Source organism: Mycolicibacterium septicum DSM 44393 (assembly GCF_000455325.1).
Classification (GTDB): domain Bacteria; phylum Actinomycetota; class Actinomycetes; order Mycobacteriales; family Mycobacteriaceae; genus Mycobacterium; species Mycobacterium septicum.
This window is the reverse complement of sequence record NZ_HG322951.1, coordinates 1,144,959-1,164,716: the sequence shown is the minus strand read 5'-3', so window position 1 is coordinate 1,164,716 and position 19,758 is coordinate 1,144,959. Positions and strand designations below refer to the sequence as shown.

The 19,758-nt window shown below is 66.7% G+C and carries 20 protein-coding genes; 15 read left to right on the top strand and 5 right to left on the bottom strand.

All coding sequences use genetic code 11. The features are described 5' to 3' along the window. Window positions 1–51: 51 nt before the first annotated feature. Window positions 52–630 (bottom strand): VOC family protein, encoded by a 579-nt coding sequence (locus TX88_RS05330; protein ID WP_044515176.1) that lies wholly within the window; start codon window positions 628–630, stop codon window positions 52–54. Window positions 631–756: 126 nt separating this feature from the next. Between TX88_RS05330 and TX88_RS05325 the strand changes: the two genes are divergently transcribed. The 4 genes from TX88_RS05325 to TX88_RS05310 all read left to right on the top strand — a co-directional run bounded on the left by TX88_RS05325 (window position 757) and on the right by TX88_RS05310 (window position 5,756). Next, entirely contained in the window at window positions 757–1,386 is a 630-nt protein-coding gene (locus tag TX88_RS05325) for a TetR/AcrR family transcriptional regulator (protein ID WP_044515174.1), read from the top strand. Then, window positions 1,383–2,510 (top strand): alpha/beta hydrolase, encoded by a 1,128-nt coding sequence (locus tag TX88_RS05320; RefSeq protein WP_044515172.1) that lies wholly within the window; start codon window positions 1,383–1,385, stop codon window positions 2,508–2,510. The genes TX88_RS05325 and TX88_RS05320 overlap by 4 nt, the downstream gene beginning before the upstream one ends. Beyond that, a complete protein-coding gene (locus tag TX88_RS05315) occupies window positions 2,486–3,475 on the top strand; it encodes a 2-hydroxyacid dehydrogenase (protein WP_209446953.1) in 990 nt (329 codons plus the stop codon). Before TX88_RS05320 ends, TX88_RS05315 begins: the two co-directional genes overlap by 25 nt. An 85-nt stretch (window positions 3,476–3,560) precedes the next feature. Next, complete coding sequence (locus TX88_RS05310) at window positions 3,561–5,756, top strand: acyl-CoA dehydrogenase family protein (RefSeq protein WP_044515170.1); 2,196 nt, start codon at window positions 3,561–3,563, stop codon at window positions 5,754–5,756. A gap of 42 nt (window positions 5,757–5,798) precedes the next feature. On the opposite strand, the gene TX88_RS05305 is transcribed toward TX88_RS05310, so the two are convergent. Beyond that, a complete protein-coding gene (locus tag TX88_RS05305; protein WP_049924853.1) occupies window positions 5,799–6,509 on the bottom strand; it encodes a FadR/GntR family transcriptional regulator in 711 nt (236 codons plus the stop codon). Window positions 6,510–6,739: 230 nt separating this feature from the next. Here TX88_RS05305 and TX88_RS05300 point away from each other — a divergent pair, with 230 nt between their 5' ends. From TX88_RS05300 to TX88_RS05275, 6 genes are all read left to right on the top strand, one after another. After that, the gene (locus TX88_RS05300; RefSeq protein ID WP_044515164.1) at window positions 6,740–7,651 is read left to right on the top strand and encodes an ABC transporter substrate-binding protein; all 912 of its coding nucleotides are present in this window, start codon (window positions 6,740–6,742) and stop codon (window positions 7,649–7,651) included. Window positions 7,652–7,707: 56 nt separating this feature from the next. Then, a complete protein-coding gene (locus tag TX88_RS35530) occupies window positions 7,708–9,240 on the top strand; it encodes an amino acid ABC transporter permease/ATP-binding protein (RefSeq protein ID WP_044515162.1) in 1,533 nt (510 codons plus the stop codon). Continuing rightward, complete coding sequence (locus TX88_RS05290; RefSeq protein ID WP_044515159.1) at window positions 9,237–9,671, top strand: RidA family protein; 435 nt, start codon at window positions 9,237–9,239, stop codon at window positions 9,669–9,671. Before TX88_RS35530 ends, TX88_RS05290 begins: the two co-directional genes overlap by 4 nt. After that, complete coding sequence (locus TX88_RS05285) at window positions 9,671–10,792, top strand: acetamidase/formamidase family protein (RefSeq protein WP_044519122.1); 1,122 nt, start codon at window positions 9,671–9,673, stop codon at window positions 10,790–10,792. Before TX88_RS05290 ends, TX88_RS05285 begins: the two co-directional genes overlap by 1 nt. 110 nt (window positions 10,793–10,902) lie before the next feature. Further along, window positions 10,903–11,190 (top strand): hypothetical protein, encoded by a 288-nt coding sequence (locus TX88_RS05280; protein WP_044515157.1) that lies wholly within the window; start codon window positions 10,903–10,905, stop codon window positions 11,188–11,190. 17 nt (window positions 11,191–11,207) lie between these two features. Continuing rightward, on the top strand, window positions 11,208–11,519 hold the full coding sequence (locus TX88_RS05275) for a hypothetical protein (RefSeq protein ID WP_044515155.1): 312 nt from the start codon (window positions 11,208–11,210) through the stop codon (window positions 11,517–11,519). On the opposite strand, the gene TX88_RS05270 is transcribed toward TX88_RS05275, so the two are convergent. The 3 genes from TX88_RS05270 to fadD2 are packed head-to-tail and all read right to left on the bottom strand — an operon-like array spanning window position 11,508 to window position 14,916. Further along, window positions 11,508–12,374, bottom strand: a complete 867-nt coding sequence (locus TX88_RS05270; RefSeq protein ID WP_044515153.1) for an SDR family NAD(P)-dependent oxidoreductase — start codon at window positions 12,372–12,374, stop codon at window positions 11,508–11,510. The genes TX88_RS05275 and TX88_RS05270 overlap by 12 nt on opposite strands. A gap of 56 nt (window positions 12,375–12,430) precedes the next feature. Next, window positions 12,431–13,213: an SDR family NAD(P)-dependent oxidoreductase gene (locus TX88_RS05265; protein WP_044515151.1), complete on the bottom strand. Its 783-nt coding sequence runs from the start codon at window positions 13,211–13,213 to the stop codon at window positions 12,431–12,433. A gap of 29 nt (window positions 13,214–13,242) precedes the next feature. Further along, window positions 13,243–14,916: a long-chain-fatty-acid--CoA ligase FadD2 gene (fadD2, locus tag TX88_RS05260; protein WP_044515149.1), complete on the bottom strand. Its 1,674-nt coding sequence runs from the start codon at window positions 14,914–14,916 to the stop codon at window positions 13,243–13,245. Between the two features lie 54 nt (window positions 14,917–14,970). On the opposite strand from fadD2, the gene ligD reads away from it, so the two are divergent. The 5 genes from ligD (at window position 14,971) to TX88_RS05235 (ending at window position 19,657) form a co-directional block, all read left to right on the top strand. Then, window positions 14,971–16,200 (top strand): non-homologous end-joining DNA ligase, encoded by a 1,230-nt coding sequence (ligD, locus tag TX88_RS05255; RefSeq protein ID WP_044519121.1) that lies wholly within the window; start codon window positions 14,971–14,973, stop codon window positions 16,198–16,200. 31 nt (window positions 16,201–16,231) lie between these two features. Beyond that, window positions 16,232–16,777, top strand: coding sequence for a GNAT family N-acetyltransferase (locus TX88_RS05250; protein WP_044519120.1), 546 nt, complete (start codon window positions 16,232–16,234; stop codon window positions 16,775–16,777). Between the two features lie 65 nt (window positions 16,778–16,842). Continuing rightward, window positions 16,843–17,577 carry a (Fe-S)-binding protein gene (locus TX88_RS05245; protein WP_044515147.1) on the top strand — a complete coding sequence of 245 codons (735 nt, stop codon included), beginning with the start codon at window positions 16,843–16,845 and terminating at the stop codon, window positions 17,575–17,577. After that, window positions 17,574–19,040 (top strand): LutB/LldF family L-lactate oxidation iron-sulfur protein, encoded by a 1,467-nt coding sequence (locus tag TX88_RS05240; RefSeq protein WP_044515145.1) that lies wholly within the window; start codon window positions 17,574–17,576, stop codon window positions 19,038–19,040. Before TX88_RS05245 ends, TX88_RS05240 begins: the two co-directional genes overlap by 4 nt. Then, window positions 19,037–19,657: a LutC/YkgG family protein gene (locus tag TX88_RS05235; protein ID WP_110917893.1), complete on the top strand. Its 621-nt coding sequence runs from the start codon at window positions 19,037–19,039 to the stop codon at window positions 19,655–19,657. Before TX88_RS05240 ends, TX88_RS05235 begins: the two co-directional genes overlap by 4 nt. Window positions 19,658–19,758 lie beyond the last annotated feature (101 nt).

Sequence of the window (19,758 nt, the reverse complement as noted above, 5' to 3'; positions counted from 1 at the left end):
CCCCCAGAATCGCGCAACAACCTACACACTCGCCACAGTGTCCGGAATCGACTACCCGGCCGGCACCGGCGGACGCCGGTCAGCCGCGGTCTTGGGTTCCGCCTGCACGTCGTTGTCGGCGAATTCCTTGGTCCAGCAAGCGAATTCCAGGGTGATCCCATCCGGGTCGAGGAAGTAGAACGACCGAACGTAGACCCCGGGATGCACCGTCGCCGACGCTTGCATCGGGCTGTCGTCGTGGTTGAGTACCGGGCCGACGCGAACACCCTTGGCCTTGAGCTTCTGCCGGTACTCGTCGAACTTCTCGGCGGGCACGTGCAGGGCGATGTGGTTGAGCGATCCGGTGGCGCTGACGAATTCGCCGATGCCGGGGATCGCGGCCGGCGCGGAGATCCCGGGCACGCCGTCGGGGGCCTCACGGAACCAGAAGAAGGCGATGCAGTCCCCGTTGCCCGCGTCGAAGAAGAAGTGCTGCCCCATGCCGCCGGGAAGATCGAGCGATTTGATCAGGGGCATGCCGAGCACGTTGGTGTAGAAGTCGACCGTGCGCGCCATGTCCGCGCACACCAGCGCCACATGGTTGATTCCACCGAACTCGAACTCAGAGTTGGGATTGTTGGGCTTGATCACGTCGATGAACCTCCGGGGCGAACGCGCCGAGGACTGGCGCCGATGCGAATCTGAATCTAACATCAGATTCAGATGTGATCAATGGCCGCGCGGGATTTTCCCGGCCCGCCGGGAGTGAGGAAATCTGTGACCGTCAGCCCCCGTACCCCGTTGCCGACCGCGCGTGGCCGCCAGACCCAGGCGGCGATCGACACCGCGGCCCGTGCGGTGATCGCCCGCAAGGGCATCCTGGCCACCACGATCTCCGACATCGCCTCCGAGGCAGGCCGGTCGGCCGCGTCGTTCTACAACTACTACGCCTCGAAAGAGGCGATGGTCCGCGAATGGGCCCTGCGATTCCGTAACGAGGCCCGCGAACGCGCCCTTCCCGCGACCGGACCGAACCTGACCAACTGGGAACGCAGCTACCAGGCCGCCTCCGCCCATTGGACGACCTACCGGCACCGGCTGGCCGAGATCATCGCCGTGTCCCAGATGGCGATGATCGACGACGACTTCGCCGAATACTGGGACGAGATCTGCCAGCTGCCGATCGCGATGATCACCGAGATGGTCAAACATGCTCAGCAGCAAGGATTCTGCCCCGACGACGATGCCCACCTGACCGCTGTTGCGCTGGTGTCGATGCTCAACCAGTTCTGCTACGTCCAGCTGTCCGGAGGGCGCGACGCCGCCGCCGATGACTCCGCCTGCATCACCACCCTGGCCAACGTGTTCTACCGGACCATCTACCACGAGGAGACCTCCCGCTCATGACCAATGCGTCACCGGAAGTGGTTCGCGAGTTCATCGGCCTGGAATCGCCTACGGCCCAGCGCGCCGGTGCGGGCGGATACCCCTGCCAGGGCCTCTATTACCGGAGCGCGGACCACAAGCCCACGGTCGCGGTGATCGCCACGCATTACCAGATCGACTTCTCCGAGCACTACATCGCCGACCACCTGGCCGGCAGGGGCGTCGGCTTCCTCGGCTGGAACACCCGCTTCCGCGGATTCGAGAGCAGCTTCCTGCTGGACCACGCGCTGGTCGACATCGGGGTGGGCGTGCGCTGGCTCCGTGAGGTACAGGGCATCGAAACCGTTGTTCTGCTGGGCAATTCCGGTGGCGGTTCCTTGATGGCGGCCTACCAGTCTCAAGCCGTCGATCCGAACGTGCGGCCACTCGAGGGCATGCGGCCGGCCGCGGGCGTGACCGAACTGCTGCCCGCCGACGGGTATGTGGCCAGCGCGGCCCATCCGGGCCGACCGGACGTGCTGACCGCCTGGATGGACGGGGCGGTCCTCGACGAGAACGACGCCATCGCCAGCGACCCCGACCTGGACCTGTTCGACGAGCGCAACCCGGCACCCTTTTCGGCCGAGTTCGTGGCGCGCTACCGCGCGGCCCAGGTCGCCCGCAACGAGAAGATCACCGACTGGGCCGAGGACGAGCTCAAAAGGATTCAGGCAGAGGGGTATTCGGACCGGCCTTTCACCGTGATGCGCACCTGGGCCGACCCGAGGATGGTCGATCCGACAGTCGAGCCGACCCGCAGGCAGCCCAACCTGTGCTACGCCGGGGTGCCGATCAAGGCCAACCGGTCGGCGCGCGGCATCGCCGCGGCCACCACCGTCCGCAACTGGATCGGCATGTGGAGCCTGCGGCACGCCCAAACCCGGGCCGAACCGCACCTGGCCCGGATCGCCTGCCCGGCCCTGGTGATCAACGCCGACCAGGACACCGGGGTCTACCCATCCGATGCCAAACGCATCTACGACGCGCTGGCGAGCACGGACAAGTCCCAATGCTCGATCGACACCGATCATTACTTCACCACTCCGGGCGCGCGCGACGAGCAGGCCGATACCATCGCTCGATGGATCACGAAGCGGTGGCGGTGAACCCCGGCCGGATCAAGGTCCTGGCCCACTTCACCCCCGGTGACAAGGTGATGGATTTTCTTGCACCTCACCAGGACTGGCTCGATGTGACGTTCTGCGCCGAGGACGACGACACCACGTTCTACCGGGAGCTTCCCTCCGCCGAGGTGCTCTGGCATGTGTTGCGGCCGGTGTCCGGTGACGACCTGGAGCGCGGTCTGCGGCTGCGGCTGGTGCACAAGTTGGGCGCCGGAGTGAACACGATCGACGTCGACACCGCTACCCGGCTGGGCATCCTGGTCGCCAACATGCCCGGGGCCAATGCGCCCTCGGTGGCCGAGGGCACCGTGCTGCTGATGCTGGCCGCACTGCGCAGGTTGCCCGAGCTCGACCGTGCCACGCGGGACGGCACGGGCTGGCCCTCGGATCACACCCTGGGCGAAACCGTGCGGGACATCAGCGGGTGCACCGTCGGCCTGCTCGGCTACGGCAACGTCGCCAAACGGGTGGAGAAGATCGTGGTCGCGATGGGCGCCGACCCCGCACAGGTGATTCACACCAGCACCCGCGACACCGGCCATCCGCAGTGGCGCAGCCTGCCGGATCTCTTGGCCGCCAGCGATATCGTCTCGCTTCACCTCCCGCTGACCGAGGCCACCAGCGGGCTGCTCGACAGCTTGGCCCTGGCTTCGATGAAGCCCGGCGCCGTCGTCGTCAACACCGCGCGCGGCCCGATCATCGACGAGTCCGCCCTCGTCGACGCGCTGCGCACCGGGCAGTTGGCCGCGGCAGGCCTGGACGTCTTCGCCGAGGAGCCCGTGGCACCGGGAAATCCCCTGCTGGAGCTGCCCAACGTGGTGCTCACTCCGCACGTCACCTGGTACACCGCCGACACCATGCGCCGCTACCTGACCATGGCGGTCGACAACTGCCGGCGCATTCGCGACGGCGAGCACCTGGCCCACGTAGTAAACGGGGTTAGATAGGCCGCTGGAGTGGCGCCGGTCACGCCGGGGTACCCTCGGCCCAACCGACCGGTTAATAGATATATGCCCCGGATGGAGGAACCGCATGCCTATTGCGATCACGTCTGAGCACAGCGATCTGGCCGATTCTGTTCGGTCCCTGGTAGCGCGGGTGGCGCCCTCGGAGCTGCTCCACGAGACCCTGGAAGTGCCGATCCCCAACCCTCCCCCATATTGGAAAGCCGCCGCCGAGCAGGGCCTGCAGGGCGTTCACCTCTCGGAAGCCGTTGGCGGGCAAGGCTTCGGAATCCTTGAGCTGGCCATCACCTTGGCCGAGTTCGGGTACGGCGCGGTCCCGGGGCCGTTCGTCCCTTCGGCGATCGCCGGTGCGCTGATCTCCGCCGACGACCCCGAGGCCAAGATCCTGGGCGGCCTGGCCTCCGGCGAGACCATCGCCGCCTATGCCATCGACTCGGGGCTGACCGCGACCCGGCACGGCGACGGCCTGGTGATCCGCGGCGAGGCACGGGCGGTGCCCGCCGCGGCGCAGGCCTCGGTGCTCGTGCTGCCGGTCGCGATCGAGTCCGGAGTCCAGTGGGTGGTGCTAGACGCCGCCCAGCTGGAGATCGAGCCGGTACAGAGCGTCGACCCCCTGCGCCCGCTGGCCCACGTCCGGGCCAACGCCACCGAGGTGACCGGCGATCGCGTGCTCTCCAACTTGAGCCGTGCCCACGCCCGCGCCCTGATCACGACCCTGCTGTCAGCCGAGGCGATCGGTGTCGCCCGCTGGGCCACCGACACCGCCACCGCGTACGCCAAGATCCGCGAACAGTTCGGCAGGCCGATCGGCCAGTTCCAGGCGATCAAGCACAAGTGCGCCGGGATGATCGCCGAGACCGAGCGGGCGACCGCCGCAGTCTGGGACGCCGCCCGTGCGCTCGACGATGCCCAGGAAGACCCTTCTGCAGAAACCCATTTCGAGTTCGCCGCCGCGGTGACCGCCACCCTGGCACCTGCCGCCGCGCAGCACACCACCCAGGACTGCATCCAGGTCCACGGCGGTATCGGATTCACCTGGGAGCACGACACCAACGTCTACTACCGGCGCGCACTCGTGCTGGCCGCATGCTTCGGCCGGTCCTCGGACTACCCGCAGGCCGTGGTCGACACCGCGACCACAACCGGGATGCGCCCGGTCGACATCGACCTTGATCCCGACACCGAGCGGCTGCGCGACGAGATCCGCGCGGAAGTCGCCGGACTGAAGGCGATTCCGAGTGGCGCCGAGCGCAACACCGCGATCGCCGAGGGCGGATGGGTACAGCCGCACCTGCCCAGGCCGTGGGGCCGCGCGTCGGAACCCATCGAGCAGATCATCATCGCCCAGGAGTTCAGCACCGGCCGCGTGCGCCGGCCACAGATGGGCATCGCCTCGTGGATCATCCCGTCGATCGTGGCATTCGGCACCGACGAGCAGAAGCAGCGCTTCCTGCCGCCGACGTTCCGTGGCGAGATGATCTGGTGCCAGCTGTTTTCCGAGCCGGGTGCGGGATCGGACCTGGCCAGCCTGACCACCAAGGCCACCAAGGTCGACGGCGGCTGGCGCATCACCGGGCAGAAGATCTGGACGACGGGCGCGCAGTTCTCGGAGTGGGGCGCCCTGCTGGCGCGGACGGACTCCAGCGCTCCCAAACACAATGGCATCACGTACTTCCTGCTCGACATGAAGGCTCCCGGCGTCGAGGTGAAGCCGCTGCGGGAGCTGACCGGCAACGCGATGTTCAACACCGTGTTCATCGACGACGTGTTCGTGCCCGACGACATGGTGCTCGGTGAGGTCGACCGCGGCTGGGAGGTCAGTCGCAACACGCTGACCAACGAGCGGGTCTCGATCGGCAGCAGTGAGCCACCGTTCCTGGCCAACCTCGACCAGTTCGTGGAGTTCCTGCGCGACGGGCAATTCGACCAGATCGAGCAGAACCACGCCGGGCAGCTGATCGCCGAGGGTCACGCCGCCAAGGTGCTGAACCTGCGGTCGACCCTGCTGACGTTGGCAGGCGGAGATGCCATGCCTGCCGCGGCGATCTCCAAGCTGCTGTCGATGAAGACCGGCCAGGGCTACGCGGAGTTCGCGGTGGCCTCCTTCGGCACCGACGGGGCCGTCGGGGATCCCGAACAGGAATTCGGCCGCTGGGCCGAGTATCTGTTGGCCAGCCGTGCCACCACGATCTACGGCGGTACCACCGAGGTTCAGCTCAACATCATCGCCGAGCGCCTGTTGGGCCTGCCCCGCGACCCGTAATCTTCCCGCGCGAGACTCTCTCTTGCGCGAGCGCGCGGCGGCTCAGGAGCGCGTTGCCTTGGCGACGAGTTCGCGTACGTCGCGCAGGTGGTCCTCCATGGCCCGACGCGCGGCCAGACCGTCGTGAGTCCGAACCGCGTCGAAGATCTCCTGGTGACCACGTACCGACGCGCAGCGCCCGTGCCTCGTGGAATGCGAGTGCTTACGCACCTCACCGGTCCACTCGCTGGCCAGGGTCTGCAGTGCGGTCAGGAGCGGGTTCTGCGCGGCCTGCGCGAGCAGCAGGTGGAACTCGACGTCGAGGCGAAGTGACTCGGCCTGCAGCAGGTTCTCGTGCGACTTGTCGAGGACGTCACGAAGCTGCAGCAGGTTCGCCGACGTAGCCCGGTGCGCCGCGAGTTCTGCGATCGAGGGCTCGATGACAGAACGCAATTCGGCGGCATGCTCTTGCTCTGTGCCGCCGCCGGCTATCGCCAGCAGCTCGTCGACGCTCGCCGTCGGCGCCAGCACGATGGTTCCGCGGCCCCGGACGCGCGAGACGAGACGCTTCGATTCGAGTTCGTGCATCGCCTCGCGAAGCGAGGACCGCGATACTGACATCGACGCCGCGAGCTCACGTTCCGACGGGAGCCGCGTCCCGGGCGAGATCTCGCCCGTCGCGATGAGACGCTCGAAATGCGCTGCCAGCGCGACCGATACACTTTGCGGCCGCTGGATCAACGGCGGGATCGCCCCGCCTGCAGGTGCGTTCAACTCGGTTCCTGCCTCCCTGTTCAGATCCCAACATAGGTCCGATGGTCGGGCCAAGCAGTCCAAAAACCGACGCCGGCCGTTTCCGTCGCGATAACTCTTTGTTACCCGTGTTACGACAAGCGTTCCCGGCGTGCTGCTCCGTTGGCGGCCACCTAATTTCAATGTCAGTTGGCCGGACCATCCGGCCATGATCGCCCGCTCCCCTTCCGCGTCAGTGAATAGGACCTGCCATGAATCGCTCGCGTTGCACCGCACTTCTCGCCGTGGCCGTCGGTGTCGCACTCGCCGGTTGTTCCTCCTCGACCGAAGCGGCGACCACCGAAAAAACCGGTGAATACAGCGATCTGGCCTCATCTGCGGCATGCACCGACCTGCGCGCCAAGAATCCGGACCTCAACGGCAAGACCCTCACGAATGCGATCAACCCCTACACGCCCGGGTACGAGACGGTGAATCCGGAAAACCCCAGCGAATACCACGGTTTCGACATCGATCTCGGAAATGCGCTCGGTGCCTGCCTGGGCTTCGACAACCACTACATCCCCGTCGGGTTCTCCGAACTCATCCCGACGGTCGCCAGTGGGCAGGCCGACTGGATCCTCTCCAACCTCTACGCGACGAAGGAGCGCGCCGCCGGCGGAGTCGACTTCATCAGCTATTCAAAGGTATTCGACGGCATCCTGGTGGCAAAGGGCAACCCGAAGAAGATCACCGGGATCGACACCTCGCTGTGCGGGCTCACAGTCGGGCTCAACAAGGGATACGTCGAAGTGCCGCTCGTCGAGGCTGTCGGGCCCGACTGCGCGGCGGCCGGGCTCAAGGCGCCGACCGTCAGCCTGTTCGACTCGAGCGCCGACTGCACGCAAGCGGTCCTCGCCGGCCGCGCGGACGCGTACATGAACGACGTCAACACGGTCAACGGATTCGTCGCGGCCCATCCGGACAAGCTCGACTCCGCCGAGACCGTCATGCTCGACTACACGATCGGTATCGGGGTGCCACAAGGCAAGCACGAGTTCCGCGACGCCATCCAGGCCGCCCTCACCGAGGTGCAGTCGAGTGGGCTGCAGGACAAGCTCGCCGCCAAATGGAAGCTGACGGAGAACGCGGTCGCCGAACCGACGATCCTCAGCGTCGGCTGATGTCGCCGCTCAACATCACAGCGACCCAACGCATATGCCAGAAGTGAGGTGAACTCATGGACAAATTCCTGCACTACCTGACGCTGCCGTGGCTGCTCGACGGCATGTTGTTCACCCTCCAGCTCACGCTGTACGGCTTTGGCGGCGGTATCGTGCTCGGCGCTCTCCTTGCCACACTGCAACTTACGAGATCTCGCACGCTCACCGCGATCGGCCGTACCTACGTCATCATCTACCGTGGCACGCCGCTGATCCTGCAGCTGGTGTTCGTCTTCACCGCGTTACCCCACATCGGAATCACCCTGCCGCCCTTGGTCGCCGGCTCGGTCGCCCTCGCGATGAACGAAGCGGTCTTCATCTCCGAGATCCTGCGCTCGGGAATCAAGGGCGTCGACCCGGGACAGACGCTCGCCGGTCGAGCTCTCGGCCTGGCACCCCGCAAGCTCATGCGACGCGTGATCGCCCCTCAGGCATTCCGATCGATGATCCCCGCTCTGGGCAACGAGTTCATCTCCACCATGAAAAACAGTGCGCTGGCGTCGGTCATCGCTGTACCCGAGCTCACCCTGCGCACCCAACAGCTCGCCTCGGCCACCTTCGACTACTTCTCCATCTACTTCGCGACGGCCGTCATGTACCTCGTCCTCACCGCCGTCCTCAGCGTCGTCCAGCTGGTCCTCGAGGACGCACTCAACCTCGACCGCGATCACAAGTCCCTGCTGTCCCGACTGGGATTCCGGCGCCGGACGAGCACACCGGCTCCGCCGGCGAACCCCGCGGTCGCACCCGCGGCTGCTGCCGAGCGGCAGGACATCGGCGAGACCATCCTCGAAGTCCACGACCTGCACAAGGCGTACGGCGAGAACCGCGTGCTCAACGGCATCAGCATGTCGGTGCGGCAGGGCGAAGTCGTAGCGCTGCTGGGGCCGAGCGGATCCGGGAAGAGCACCCTGCTGCGCACGATCAACCACCTCGAGTCGGTCGACACCGGAACGGTTCGCGTCGCCGGGCAGACCCTCGGCTACAGCGAGTCCGGTGCACCGCTTCCCGAAGCACAGATCGCGCGCGCCCGGATCACCGCCGGTATCGGCATGGTCTTCCAGCACTTCAACCTGTTCAAACACATGACGGCGAAGGAGAACATCGCGGCGCCGCTGCGCTGGATCCAGCGCCTGCCCCCGGAGGAGGCTGCCGAACGTGCCGACCTGCTGCTGTCGCAGGTGGGCCTGGCAGACAAAGCCGATGTTCTCCCGCACCGGCTGTCCGGCGGGCAGCAACAGCGGGTGGGGATCGCACGCGCCCTGGCCGCTCGTCCCAGGGTCCTGCTGCTCGATGAACCGACAAGTGCGCTCGACCCCGAACTCGTCGCGGAGGTCCTCGGCGTCATCCGCAGTCTGGCCCACCACCACGGCCTCACGATGATCATCGCGACGCACCAGTTGCGGTTCGCCCTTGAGGTCGCCGACCGGGTCGTCTTCATGGCGGGCGGAGTCGTCGTAGAAGAGGGCACCGCCGAGCAGGTGATCACCCGGCCGCAGAACCCGGTGACCGCCCGATTCGTCAACGCGATGCAGCTGGCGGACGCATGAGCGCCAAACAGTCCTTCAGTTTCACTGCCGTCGAAGGCATTCCGCCGCAGGTCGGTCCGTTCTCCCACGCGACACGGTGGGGAGACACCCTGTACGTGACCGGCCAGATGCCCACCGATCCCGGCACCGGCAGACTCATCGCCGGCGACGTGGCCGAGCAGGCGAATCAAGTCATGGCGAATCTCTCGGCGGTACTCGCCCAGTTCGACGCCACGCTCGACGACGCCCTGATGGTGCGCGTCTACCTCACCGACTTCGACGACTTCGACGTGTTCAACGCCGAATACGTCAAGTGGTTCACCGGCCCGCTGCCCAGCCGTACCTGTGTCGGGGTCACCGGCCTTGCGGTGGGAGCGGCCGTCGAGATCGATCTCATCGTCGGGCTTTCCCGGCCGCAGTCCAACCCCACCCCGGCACCCATGGAGGCATGATGATCTTTCCGACTCTTCATCCAGGTGAAGGCCACATCGGTGGCGAGCACTACCTGCAATCACACCCCGACGACGTGCTCTGGGGATGGCTTCCCAACGCGAGGACAAAGCCCGTGCTCTCGATGGCGTCCGGCGAGACGGTGACGATCGACACCGTGAGCCATGAGGGGATCCTCGAAGACCAAGGGCGAGACCCTGTTTCGTACTTCGCGCAGTTCGGCGTCCAGAACGTCCTCAAGGACGTCATCGACATCGCGGCGAGTCCCCTCGCCCATGACGACACCTGTGGGCCGCACATCGTCACGGGGCCGATCCAGGTCGGCGAGGCGCGCCCCGGCGACGTACTCAAGGTCGAGATTCTCGACCTCGCGATGCGTGTTCCCTACGGCTTCATCAGCAGCCGGCACGGTTACGGTGCCCTCGCCGGCGAGTTCCCCGAGTTTCCCGACTCCGAGCCGGTACGTGCGGTCGACCAGATCGTCTCGATGGGCACGATCAGTCATTTCAGCTGGGTCGAGAAGCACCAGGGGATGTCCTACGGCATGCTGTCGGCGGGCCGCGACACCGGACGCACCGTGCGATTCCCGATCAACCCGTTCCTCGGGATCATGGGTGTCGCCCGGGCAACCGAGGATCCGGTGCCATCGGTACCTCCCGGGGACCACGGCGGCAACATCGACATCAAGCATGTCGTGGCGGGTTCGACCCTGTATCTGCCCGTGCAGGTCGACGGGGCCGGCTTTTTCACGGGCGACCCGCATTTCGCCCAAGGAAACGGCGAGGTCGCGCTGACGGCGCTCGAGGCACCGCTCCGGGCCACCATGCGACTGTCCGTTCTGAAGTCCGAGGACGCGCGGGCAGCGATCGGCGCCGTCGCAAACCCGGTAGTGGAAACCGCGACGCACTGGATCCCGACCGGCATGGACGCCGACCTCGACGAGGCCATGCGCATCGCGGTCCGAAATGCCGTCACGTTTCTCAACACTCGACTGAACGTGCCGCGCGATGTCGCCTTCGCGTACCTCTCGGCGGCCGGCGATTTCGAGGTGAGCCAGGTGGTGGACGCGGTCAAGGGAGTGCACTGCATGATCCGGAAGGCCGACTGGGCCGCTTGGTCCTAGGCAGTTTCGCCGGCAGGCCCCGGAAACCGGGGCCAAAGCGACCTGCCCGTTCGCCACCGCTGGTGCTACCGTCGAAATAGGCGGCTAGCAGAAACGGTTGACACTCAACGATGAGCACGTCACGAGTACGCATTCTGCGCCCGGTGCTGCTGGGCGCGGCTGCGCTGTCTGTCGTCATCGCGCCGACCGCCGTGTGGGGGCAGGTCTCCCCGGCGCCCGCCCAGATCCAAGCCGACCCGTGCGTGAACGGCGTCATCCCGTGGAATCCCTACGTGGTGAACTGCAATCTGCAGCCCAGGCCGCCCCGGATACGCGGGTCCGCTCCAGATGCCGGCGCCATCATCGCGTGCCGCGGCAAACCTGGATGTCTGGCCTGGTACATCAACGGGCCGCCGTGACGATGTGAGCGGGTGTCATGGGCAGCGACGAGGACGACGTCGAAAAGAATTGGCATGACCCGCAGATGTTCCGATCCGCGGTGGGTTACGTGCTGGCCGTGCTCGCCGTCGCCGGCGTTGCCCTGACGTTCTATGCCTTTGATCATTCCGTGCTGTCGGCGTCGCTGGTTCCGACGATCGTGTTCGTCGGCGGGGTCGGGGCATTCGTCCGGACCTACCAGGTGTGGCGGGCCGAGGGCACCTGGCCCATCTGGCAGGGCGCAGGGTGGTTCCTGCTGGCGTTCTCGTTGATGTGCCTGGCTGTGCCCGGCTCAGCGCTACTCTCCTAGCGCGCCCTTGGGGAGTGCGGCTTCGACAGCGCGATTCCGGTCCAGAGCTGTTTTCGCCAGCCGCAAGGACAACCGTGGTGACAGCCGCTCCAGGTACCAGAACGCCTTCCACCACGCCGGCACGATGATGATCGCGTCATTGCGCATCACGGCACGGACCACCCGTTCGGCAAACACATGAGGATCCATGGGCCGCAACGGCTCCCAGACCTTCTTGATGAACTCTTCGTCTGTGACGCCAGGGGCCTTGAGCCGCCCGAACTTGCCGCCGGTGAGGATCGGGGTGCGGATCACGCCCGGGCAGAGCGCCGAAACCCGCACGTTGTGGCGATCGGCCTCGACTCGCAGTGTCCGCGAGATCGCCACGACGGCATGCTTGGTGGCGGAGTAGCTCGCCTGCCCCGCGCCGGTCATGAGACCTGCCATCGACGCCGTGTTCACGATGTGACCGCTGTGCTGCCGGACCATGATCGGGTAGACCGCCTGGATGCCGTGCACCACACCGCGCAGGTTCACATCGAAGACGTCGTTCCAGTCGTCGAGCGTGTAGGAGTCGACTTCGCCCCCGACCCCGATGCCCGCATTGTTGAACAGATAGTCGATGCGGCCCGACTGCTCCACCACCGTGGCCGCCACGCGTTCGAACGCGGCGGGATCGCGCACGTCGAGCTCGATCGCGTGTGCTGTTCCACCGCCCGCGTCGAGACGGCCTGCGAGGTCCTGTGCGGCGTCGATCTGCCGGTCGGCTATCCAGACCTCTGCGCCTTCGCCGGCCAGCCTGGCTGCCAGCGCTGCACCGATACCTGATGCGCCACCGGTGATGACGGCGACCTTGCCTGACGCACTCGACCCCATGGCCGCAGAATACGGTCGATCACGCTGCCCCGCCGGGAGTTTTGCCCGACTGAGGGCTAGGGCAGGATCGAGTCGACGTAACCGCCGTCGACCCGCAGCGCGCCGCCCGTGGTGGCCGAGGCCAGCGGAGAGGCCAAGTACGTCACCATGTTTGCGATCTCTTCGGGCTCGATCAGTCGCTGGATCAACGACTGCGGCCGGTGCTTGATCATGAATTCGCGCTGCGCCTCGTCCCACGGCAGCGATTTGTCGACGAGTTGGTAGACGAAGTCCTCGACGCCCGCCGTGTGGGTCGGCCCGGCGATCACCGAGTTCACGGTCACCCCGCTACCCGCGGCTTCCTTGGCGAAACCGCGCGATACGGCGAGCAACGCCGTCTTGGAGACGCCGTAGTGGATCATCTCCGCCGGCGTGACAATGGCGGAGTCACTGGCGATCTGGATCGCCCGGCCCCAGCCCCGCTCGGTCATCCCGGGCAGGTAACTGCGGATAAGTCGCACCGAGGCAAGGACATTCACGTCGAAGTAGGTGCGCCACTGCTCGTCGGTGATCTCCAACGGCGGCACCGCCCCGAAGATCCCCAGGTTGTTCACCAGGATGTCGACATCGGGCAGCTGACGCAGCAGCTCGGCCGTTCCCTCCTCGGTGGATACGTCGGCGGCGACGCCCAGGACATCGAACTCGCCCAGTTTGGATACGGCTTCATCGACGCGGGCCGGCGTGCGACCGTTGACGGCGACACGGGCGCCGCTGCGCGCCAGCTGCTCGGCGATGGCCAGCCCGATGCCCTGTGTCGAACCCGTGACGAGGGCGGTCTTTCCGGTCAGTTCGATGTTCACAAGGCTGTACTACCACCGATGCGGGCAAACTATTCCAGGTTGCGCAGCTCGCGCTTGAGGATCTTGCCGGTCGGGTTGCGCGGCAGCTCGTCGAGGAAGACCACCTCACGAGGCACCTTGTACCGCGCCAGGTGCTCTTTGACGTAGGTCTTGATCGAGTCCTCGTCTAGGTTGGCGCCCTCGGCCTTCACCACGAAGGCCTTCAGCCGGGCACCCCATTCCTTGTCCTCGACACCCAGTGCGGTCGCCTCGATGACATCGGGATGACCACTGATCAGATCCTCGACCTCGGCCGGGAACACGTTCTCACCGCCGGAGACGATCATCTCGTCATCACGGCCGCTGACATAGAGCAGACCGTGCTCGTCGAAGTATCCGACATCGCCCGACGACAACATGCCGTCGATGATCTGCTTACCGCCGCCGCCGGTATAACCCTTGAACGGGAACGTGTTTCGCACGAAGATGCGTCCCACCTGGCCCTGCGGCAGCTCGTTGCCGTTGTCGTCGATGATCTTGACGGTGATGCCCTTGACCACCGGCCCGACCGTCGACGGATTGATCGACAGGTCTTTGGGCCGGGCGATGCTCGCGAACGCGATCTCGGTCGACCCGTAGAGGTTGTAGATGACCGGCCCGAGATCCTTGAGCGCCCGGGAGGCCAGCTCGGCGCCGAGCTGGGACCCGGAGACGAACACGATCCGTAGTGAGGACAGATTGGGCTTCGGCGTCATCTGCTCGAGATGGTCGAGCATCCGCGAGAGCATGACGGGTACCACCACCATGGCGGTGACCTGGTGTTTCTCAACGTCTTCCAACACGGTGGCGGGCTTGAACCGGCGACGCAGCACCAGGGTGGTTCCCAGCATCATCGCGATGGTGGCGTGCAGGAAGCCGAGCGCGTGGAACATCGGCGCGGGCAGCGACGTGACCTCGCCGGCCTTGAACGGGACATGCGACAGCACGCCGCCGATCGGGGCGAGCGACGGCGGGGCGGCCCGGTTGGCGCCCTTGGGCGTCCCGGTGGTGCCGCTGGTCAGGATGATGATCGACGGGTGCTTGCTCGCCTTGGGGGCGGGCCTGCCATTGCCGCGCGCGATGACATCGGCCAGGGTCTCGTCGGTGCTGCCGGAGGGCTTGTCGGAATCCGGGTTGACGCCCAGCGCCCGCAGCTTGCCCAGCTCCGGTTCGGCGTAGGACACCGCCGCGGTGTACTCGTCGTCGTAGACGATCACCTTGGCGCCCTCGCGCTCGGAGACCTCTTTGATCTGCGGGCCCGAGAACTCGGAGTTGAGCAGGATGATCCGGGCACCCACCCGGGCCGCGCCGTACAGCGCGATCAGGAACCAACGATGGTTGCGGGCCAGGATCCCCACCCCGTCACCGCCCCTGACACCCATCGTGAGCAATTCATGGGCCACCGCGTGCGCTGCGGCGTCGAGCTCCCCGAACGTCAGCTCGCCCTCGTCGTCGATCACCGCGGCACGCTTGGGGTGCCGACGCGCGTTGAGCGCCGGGATCATCCCGATCTCGCCCCAGGTGCGGATGTCACCGAGCATGGCCAGGATGTGCTGTGGTGGCTCCAGCCGTAGCGCACCCGCCTCGAACATCTTGCGCGCGTAGTGCAATTCGGCCGCGCCCCGCTCCGCATACTGCTTGGCCTTCGCGGTCACATTCGCCGGCAGATCAGACAGACTTGGCATGTCGCCACAATAAGTGACATCTATCGCACTGCGGGCAGTAACTACCATGTGGTCATGGCCGGTGCAGTGTCGCTGGAGATAGACGGCCTCGAAGTGGCCGTCAGCAACCCCGACAAGGTGGTTTTCCCTGATGCCCACGTCACCAAGCTGGACCTGATCAACTACTACCGGTCAGTGGCCGACGGCGCCCTGCGCGGGGTGTACGGACGCCCGATGATCCTCAAACGCTTCGTCAAGGGCATCTCCGCCGAGGCCATCTTCCAGAAGCGGGCACCCGAGAAGCGACCGGATTATGTGGACGTGGCCGAGCTCAAGTACCGGTCCGGCACGTCGGCCAAGGAGGCGGTCCTGCGCGATGCCGCGGGCCTGGCGTGGGCGGTGAACCTGGGGTGCGTCGACCTGAACCCGCACCCGGTGCGGGCCGAGGATCTCGACCATCCCGACGAGCTGCGGGTCGACCTGGATCCGATGCCCGGCGTCGGCTGGTCACAGATCGTCGACGTCGCCCAGGTGGCCCGCGCGGTGCTGGAAGAGCACGGCCTGACGGCGTGGCCCAAGACGTCGGGCTCGCGCGGCTTCCACATCTATGCGCGCATCCACCCGAGATGGCCGTTCACCAAGGTCCGGCTCGCCGCCGAAACCGTGGCCCGGGAAGTGGAGCGACGCGTTCCCGATCTCGCGACGGCGCGCTGGTGGAAGGAAGAACGAGGCACCCGGGTCTTCGTCGACTTCAACCAGAACGCCAAGGACCGCACGGTGGCCTCGGCCTACTCGGTACGAGCCACCCCCGATGCCCGGGTGTCCACGCCGCTGCGCTGGGACGAGGTCGACGGTTGCCACCCGGAGGCGTTCACGGTCGCCACTGTGCCCGACCGGTTCGCCGAGATCGGCGACCCGTGGGAGGGCATGGACATCACGGTCGGCGATTTGGACCCGTTGCTTGCGCTCGCCAAGGAGCTCGGCCCGGCCGAGAAAGCACCGAAGGGCGCCTCGCACGATGGGCGAAGGCAATCGACCATGCCCCTGATCGAGATCGCAAAGACCAAGACCAAGGATGAGGCGATGGCGGCGCTGGACGTGTGGCGCGAGCGCTATCCCGCGGTGGCCGCGCGGCTGGAACCCGTCGACATCCTGCTCGACGGGATGCGGGGCCCTAGTTCGATCTGGTACCGCGTGCGGATCAACCTGCAGCACGTGCCCGAGGCCGAGCGCCCGCCGCAGGAAGAGCTGCTCGCCGACTACAACCCGTGGGAGAACTATCGCGGCGCGCAGTGGAAGCACTGACACTCACCTCGGCGGCTGGGATACTGCCGTGGTGGTCGAGTCCAACGCGGTGCGGGTCTTCCCCGTCGACTCAGCTGACCTCGCGGCACGGATAACCGGGCCCACCACAGCGCTCTTGCGGCACTTGGTGACCGGGGGTGCCGCGTTGGGCTGGGTCGATCCGCCGTCCGAGGCCGAGGTTGCCGAACTACTCGGCGAGGTGGTCAAGGGAACGGCCGACGGCGACTCGGCCCTGCTCGTCGCGGAGGTCGACGAGCAGTTGGCCGGCTTCGCATACTGGCGCCGATACCCGCGTCCGACCCACCGGCCCCATGCCGACGTGGAGAAAGTCGCCGTCGACTCGCGGTGGCAGGGCCTGGGCATCGGCCGGCGCCTGATGCAGGAGCTGATCCGGGCCGCCGCCGAATCGCAGGTCGAGGTGCTGACCCTGGACCTCCGCGGCGACAATGATCGGGCCGCCCGGCTCTATGAGTCGTTGGGCTTCAAGAAGTACGGCGCGCTCGAGAGGTTCGTCGCGGTGGGTGAACGGCGGTACGACAAGTTGTTCTACGCACTGGATTTGCGTGTGCAGCCCTGATCCGAAACGAAATACGCGCCACCACCCGGTCGGTACTGTGGTCAGATCACGCTTGAGGAGTGCGTATGCGAATCGCCCTGTTCGCGACCTGCCTGGCGGATGCGATGTTCCCACCCGCGGCGATCGCCACGGTGCAGTTGCTCGAGCGCCTCGGCCACGAGGTGGTCTTCCCGCCCGGCCAAACCTGTTGCGGCCAAATGCATGTCAATACCGGCTATCTCAAAGAAGCCACCGTGCTGGTGCGCAACCACGTCCAGGCCTTCGAATCCGCGAACTGCGACGCCGTGGTGGCGCCGTCGGGCTCGTGTGTCGGGTCGGTACGTCACCAGCACGCGATGGTGGCCCGTCGGGGCGGTGACGACGACCTGGCCGGCCGCGCCGAACATCTGGCCGCACGGACCTACGAGTTGTCGGAACTGCTGATCGACGTGCTCGGCGTCGATGACGTCGGCGCCTACTATCCGCACCAAGTCACCTACCACCCGACCTGCCATTCGCTGCGCATGCTCGGGGTCGGCGACAAGCCGCTGCGGCTGCTGCGCAACGTGCGGGGACTGACGCTCGTGCAGTTGCCCGAGGCCGAATCCTGTTGCGGCTTCGGCGGAACCTTCGCAATCAAGAACTCCGACACGTCCACTGCCATGTTGGCCGACAAGATGGCCCACATCCTGGAGACCGAGGCCGAGGTGTGCAGCGCCGGGGACTCCTCGTGCCTGATGCACATCGGCGGCGGGCTGAGCCGGCTGCGCTCCGGCGTGCGGACCGTGCATCTGGCCGAGATCCTGGCGGCCGAACGATGAGCGAATTCCTGGGCACCCCCGGCGTCGGAAACCTTCGCGGTGACGAGCCGTTCCCCGCCGCCGCCCGCACCGCGCTCGCCGACTCCCAACTGCGCCGCAACATCGGGCACGCCACCCACACCATTCGCACCAAGCGTCTCAACGCAATACGCGAATGCGACGACTGGGAGCAGTTGCGCGTCGCGGGCAGCGCCCTCAAGCAGGACGTCATGGCGCGGCTTCCCGAGTTGCTCGTGCAGCTCGAGGACAACGTCACCAAGCGCGGCGGCGTGGTGCACTGGGCCCGCGACGGCGACGAGGCCAACCGCATCGTCGCCGACCTGATCCGCGCCACGGGCTCGGACGAAGTGGTGAAGGTCAAGTCGATGGCCACCCAGGAGATCGGGCTCAACGAGTATCTGGAAGCCCAGGGCATCGCCGCGTTCGAAACCGATCTGGCCGAGCTGATCGTGCAACTGGGCCACGACAAGCCCAGCCACATCCTGGTGCCGGCCATCCACCGCAACCGCGCCGAGATCCGCGAGATCTTCGACCGGGAGATGCCCGACGCGGGTGAACTCACCGACGAACCCCGGGTACTGGCGATGGCGGCCAGGGCCCATCTGCGACGCAAGTTCCTCACCGCGCAGGTCGCGATCAGCGGCGCCAACTTCGGCATCGCCGAGACCGGCACCCTCGCGGTCGTGGAATCCGAAGGCAACGGACGGATGTGCCTGACGCTGCCGCGGACGCTGATCACCGTGATGGGCATCGAGAAGGTCGTGCCGGCGTTCACCGACCTCGAGGTGTTCATGCAATTGCTGCCGCGCTCCTCGACGGCGGAACGGATGAACCCGTACACCTCGATGTGGACCGGCGTGCACCCCGGCGACGGTCCGCAGGAATTCCACCTGATCCTGCTGGACAACGGCCGCACCCGCGTGCTGGCCGATGAGGTGGGACGCGCCGCGCTGCACTGCATCCGGTGCAGTGCATGCCTGAACGTCTGCCCGGTCTACGAACGGACCGGCGGCCACGCCTACGGATCGGTCTATCCCGGACCGATCGGGGCGATCCTGAGTCCCCAGCTCACGGGAACGACCGGCCACGACGACCCCAACGCCAGCCTGCCCTACGCCTCGTCGCTGTGCGGAGCGTGCTTCGAAGCCTGTCCGGTGCGCATCGACATCCCGTCGATCCTGGTGCACCTGCGCGCTGCCCAGGTGGACCAGGAGCGGGGAGGCCTGCCGTCCGGACAGGATCTGGCGATGAAGGCCGCGGGCTGGGCGATGGCCGGCGCGGGCCGGTTCTCGCTGGCCGAGAAGGCCCTGGGCGCCGGGCGGCTGATCGCCGGGCACGATCACCGCATCTCCGCGCTGCCATGGCCGGCTTCCAAGTGGACCGCCAGCCGCGATATTCCGGAGCCGCCCGCCGAGACATTCCGGCAGTGGTGGAACCGCACCCATGAGGGAGGCCGGGGGTGACGGGCCCGACGCCTGAGGCCAGGGCTGCGGTGCTCGGCCGGGTCCGCGCCGCCCTGGCGTCGGCGCCGCCCGAAGCCGTCGCGGTGCCGCGCAACTATCACCGTGAGACGTTGTCCGGCGCGGGCAACGTCGAGCGGTTCGCCGAGACGGTCGCCGAGTACCGCGCCCGGGTGCATCGCATCGAAGTCGATGCGATCGCGTCGACCGTTCTCGAACTGGTCGGGCCGGCCGCCACGGTGGTCATCCCGGCCGACCTACCGATCGAATGGGTGGCGGGGGTGACGACGCTCGCCGACGCGCCGGTGCTGAGTGTCGAGCAACTCGACCGCGCCGATGCGGTGCTGACGGGATGCGCGCTCGGGATCGCCGCGACCGGGACGATCGTGCTGGATGCCGGACCCGGGCAAGGGCGGCGTGCGCTGACGCTGGTGCCCGACCATCACGTCTGCGTGGTCCGGGTCGATCAGATCGTGGACACCGTGCCGCAGGCATTCGCCGAGCTGGCGCCGACGCGGCCACTGACGTTCATCTCCGGCCCCAGCGCCACCAGCGACATCGAACTACAGCGTGTAGAAGGAGTCCACGGACCCAGGACGCTGGACGTGCTCGTGGTGTGAACCTTACTGGCGAGTAAGCGTCGGAGGGTTCTTAGCAAAGTATTAACGCTGGCTCCCAGCCGCCTTATTTTGCCCGCATAACGTCATGAACAGGTTGACGC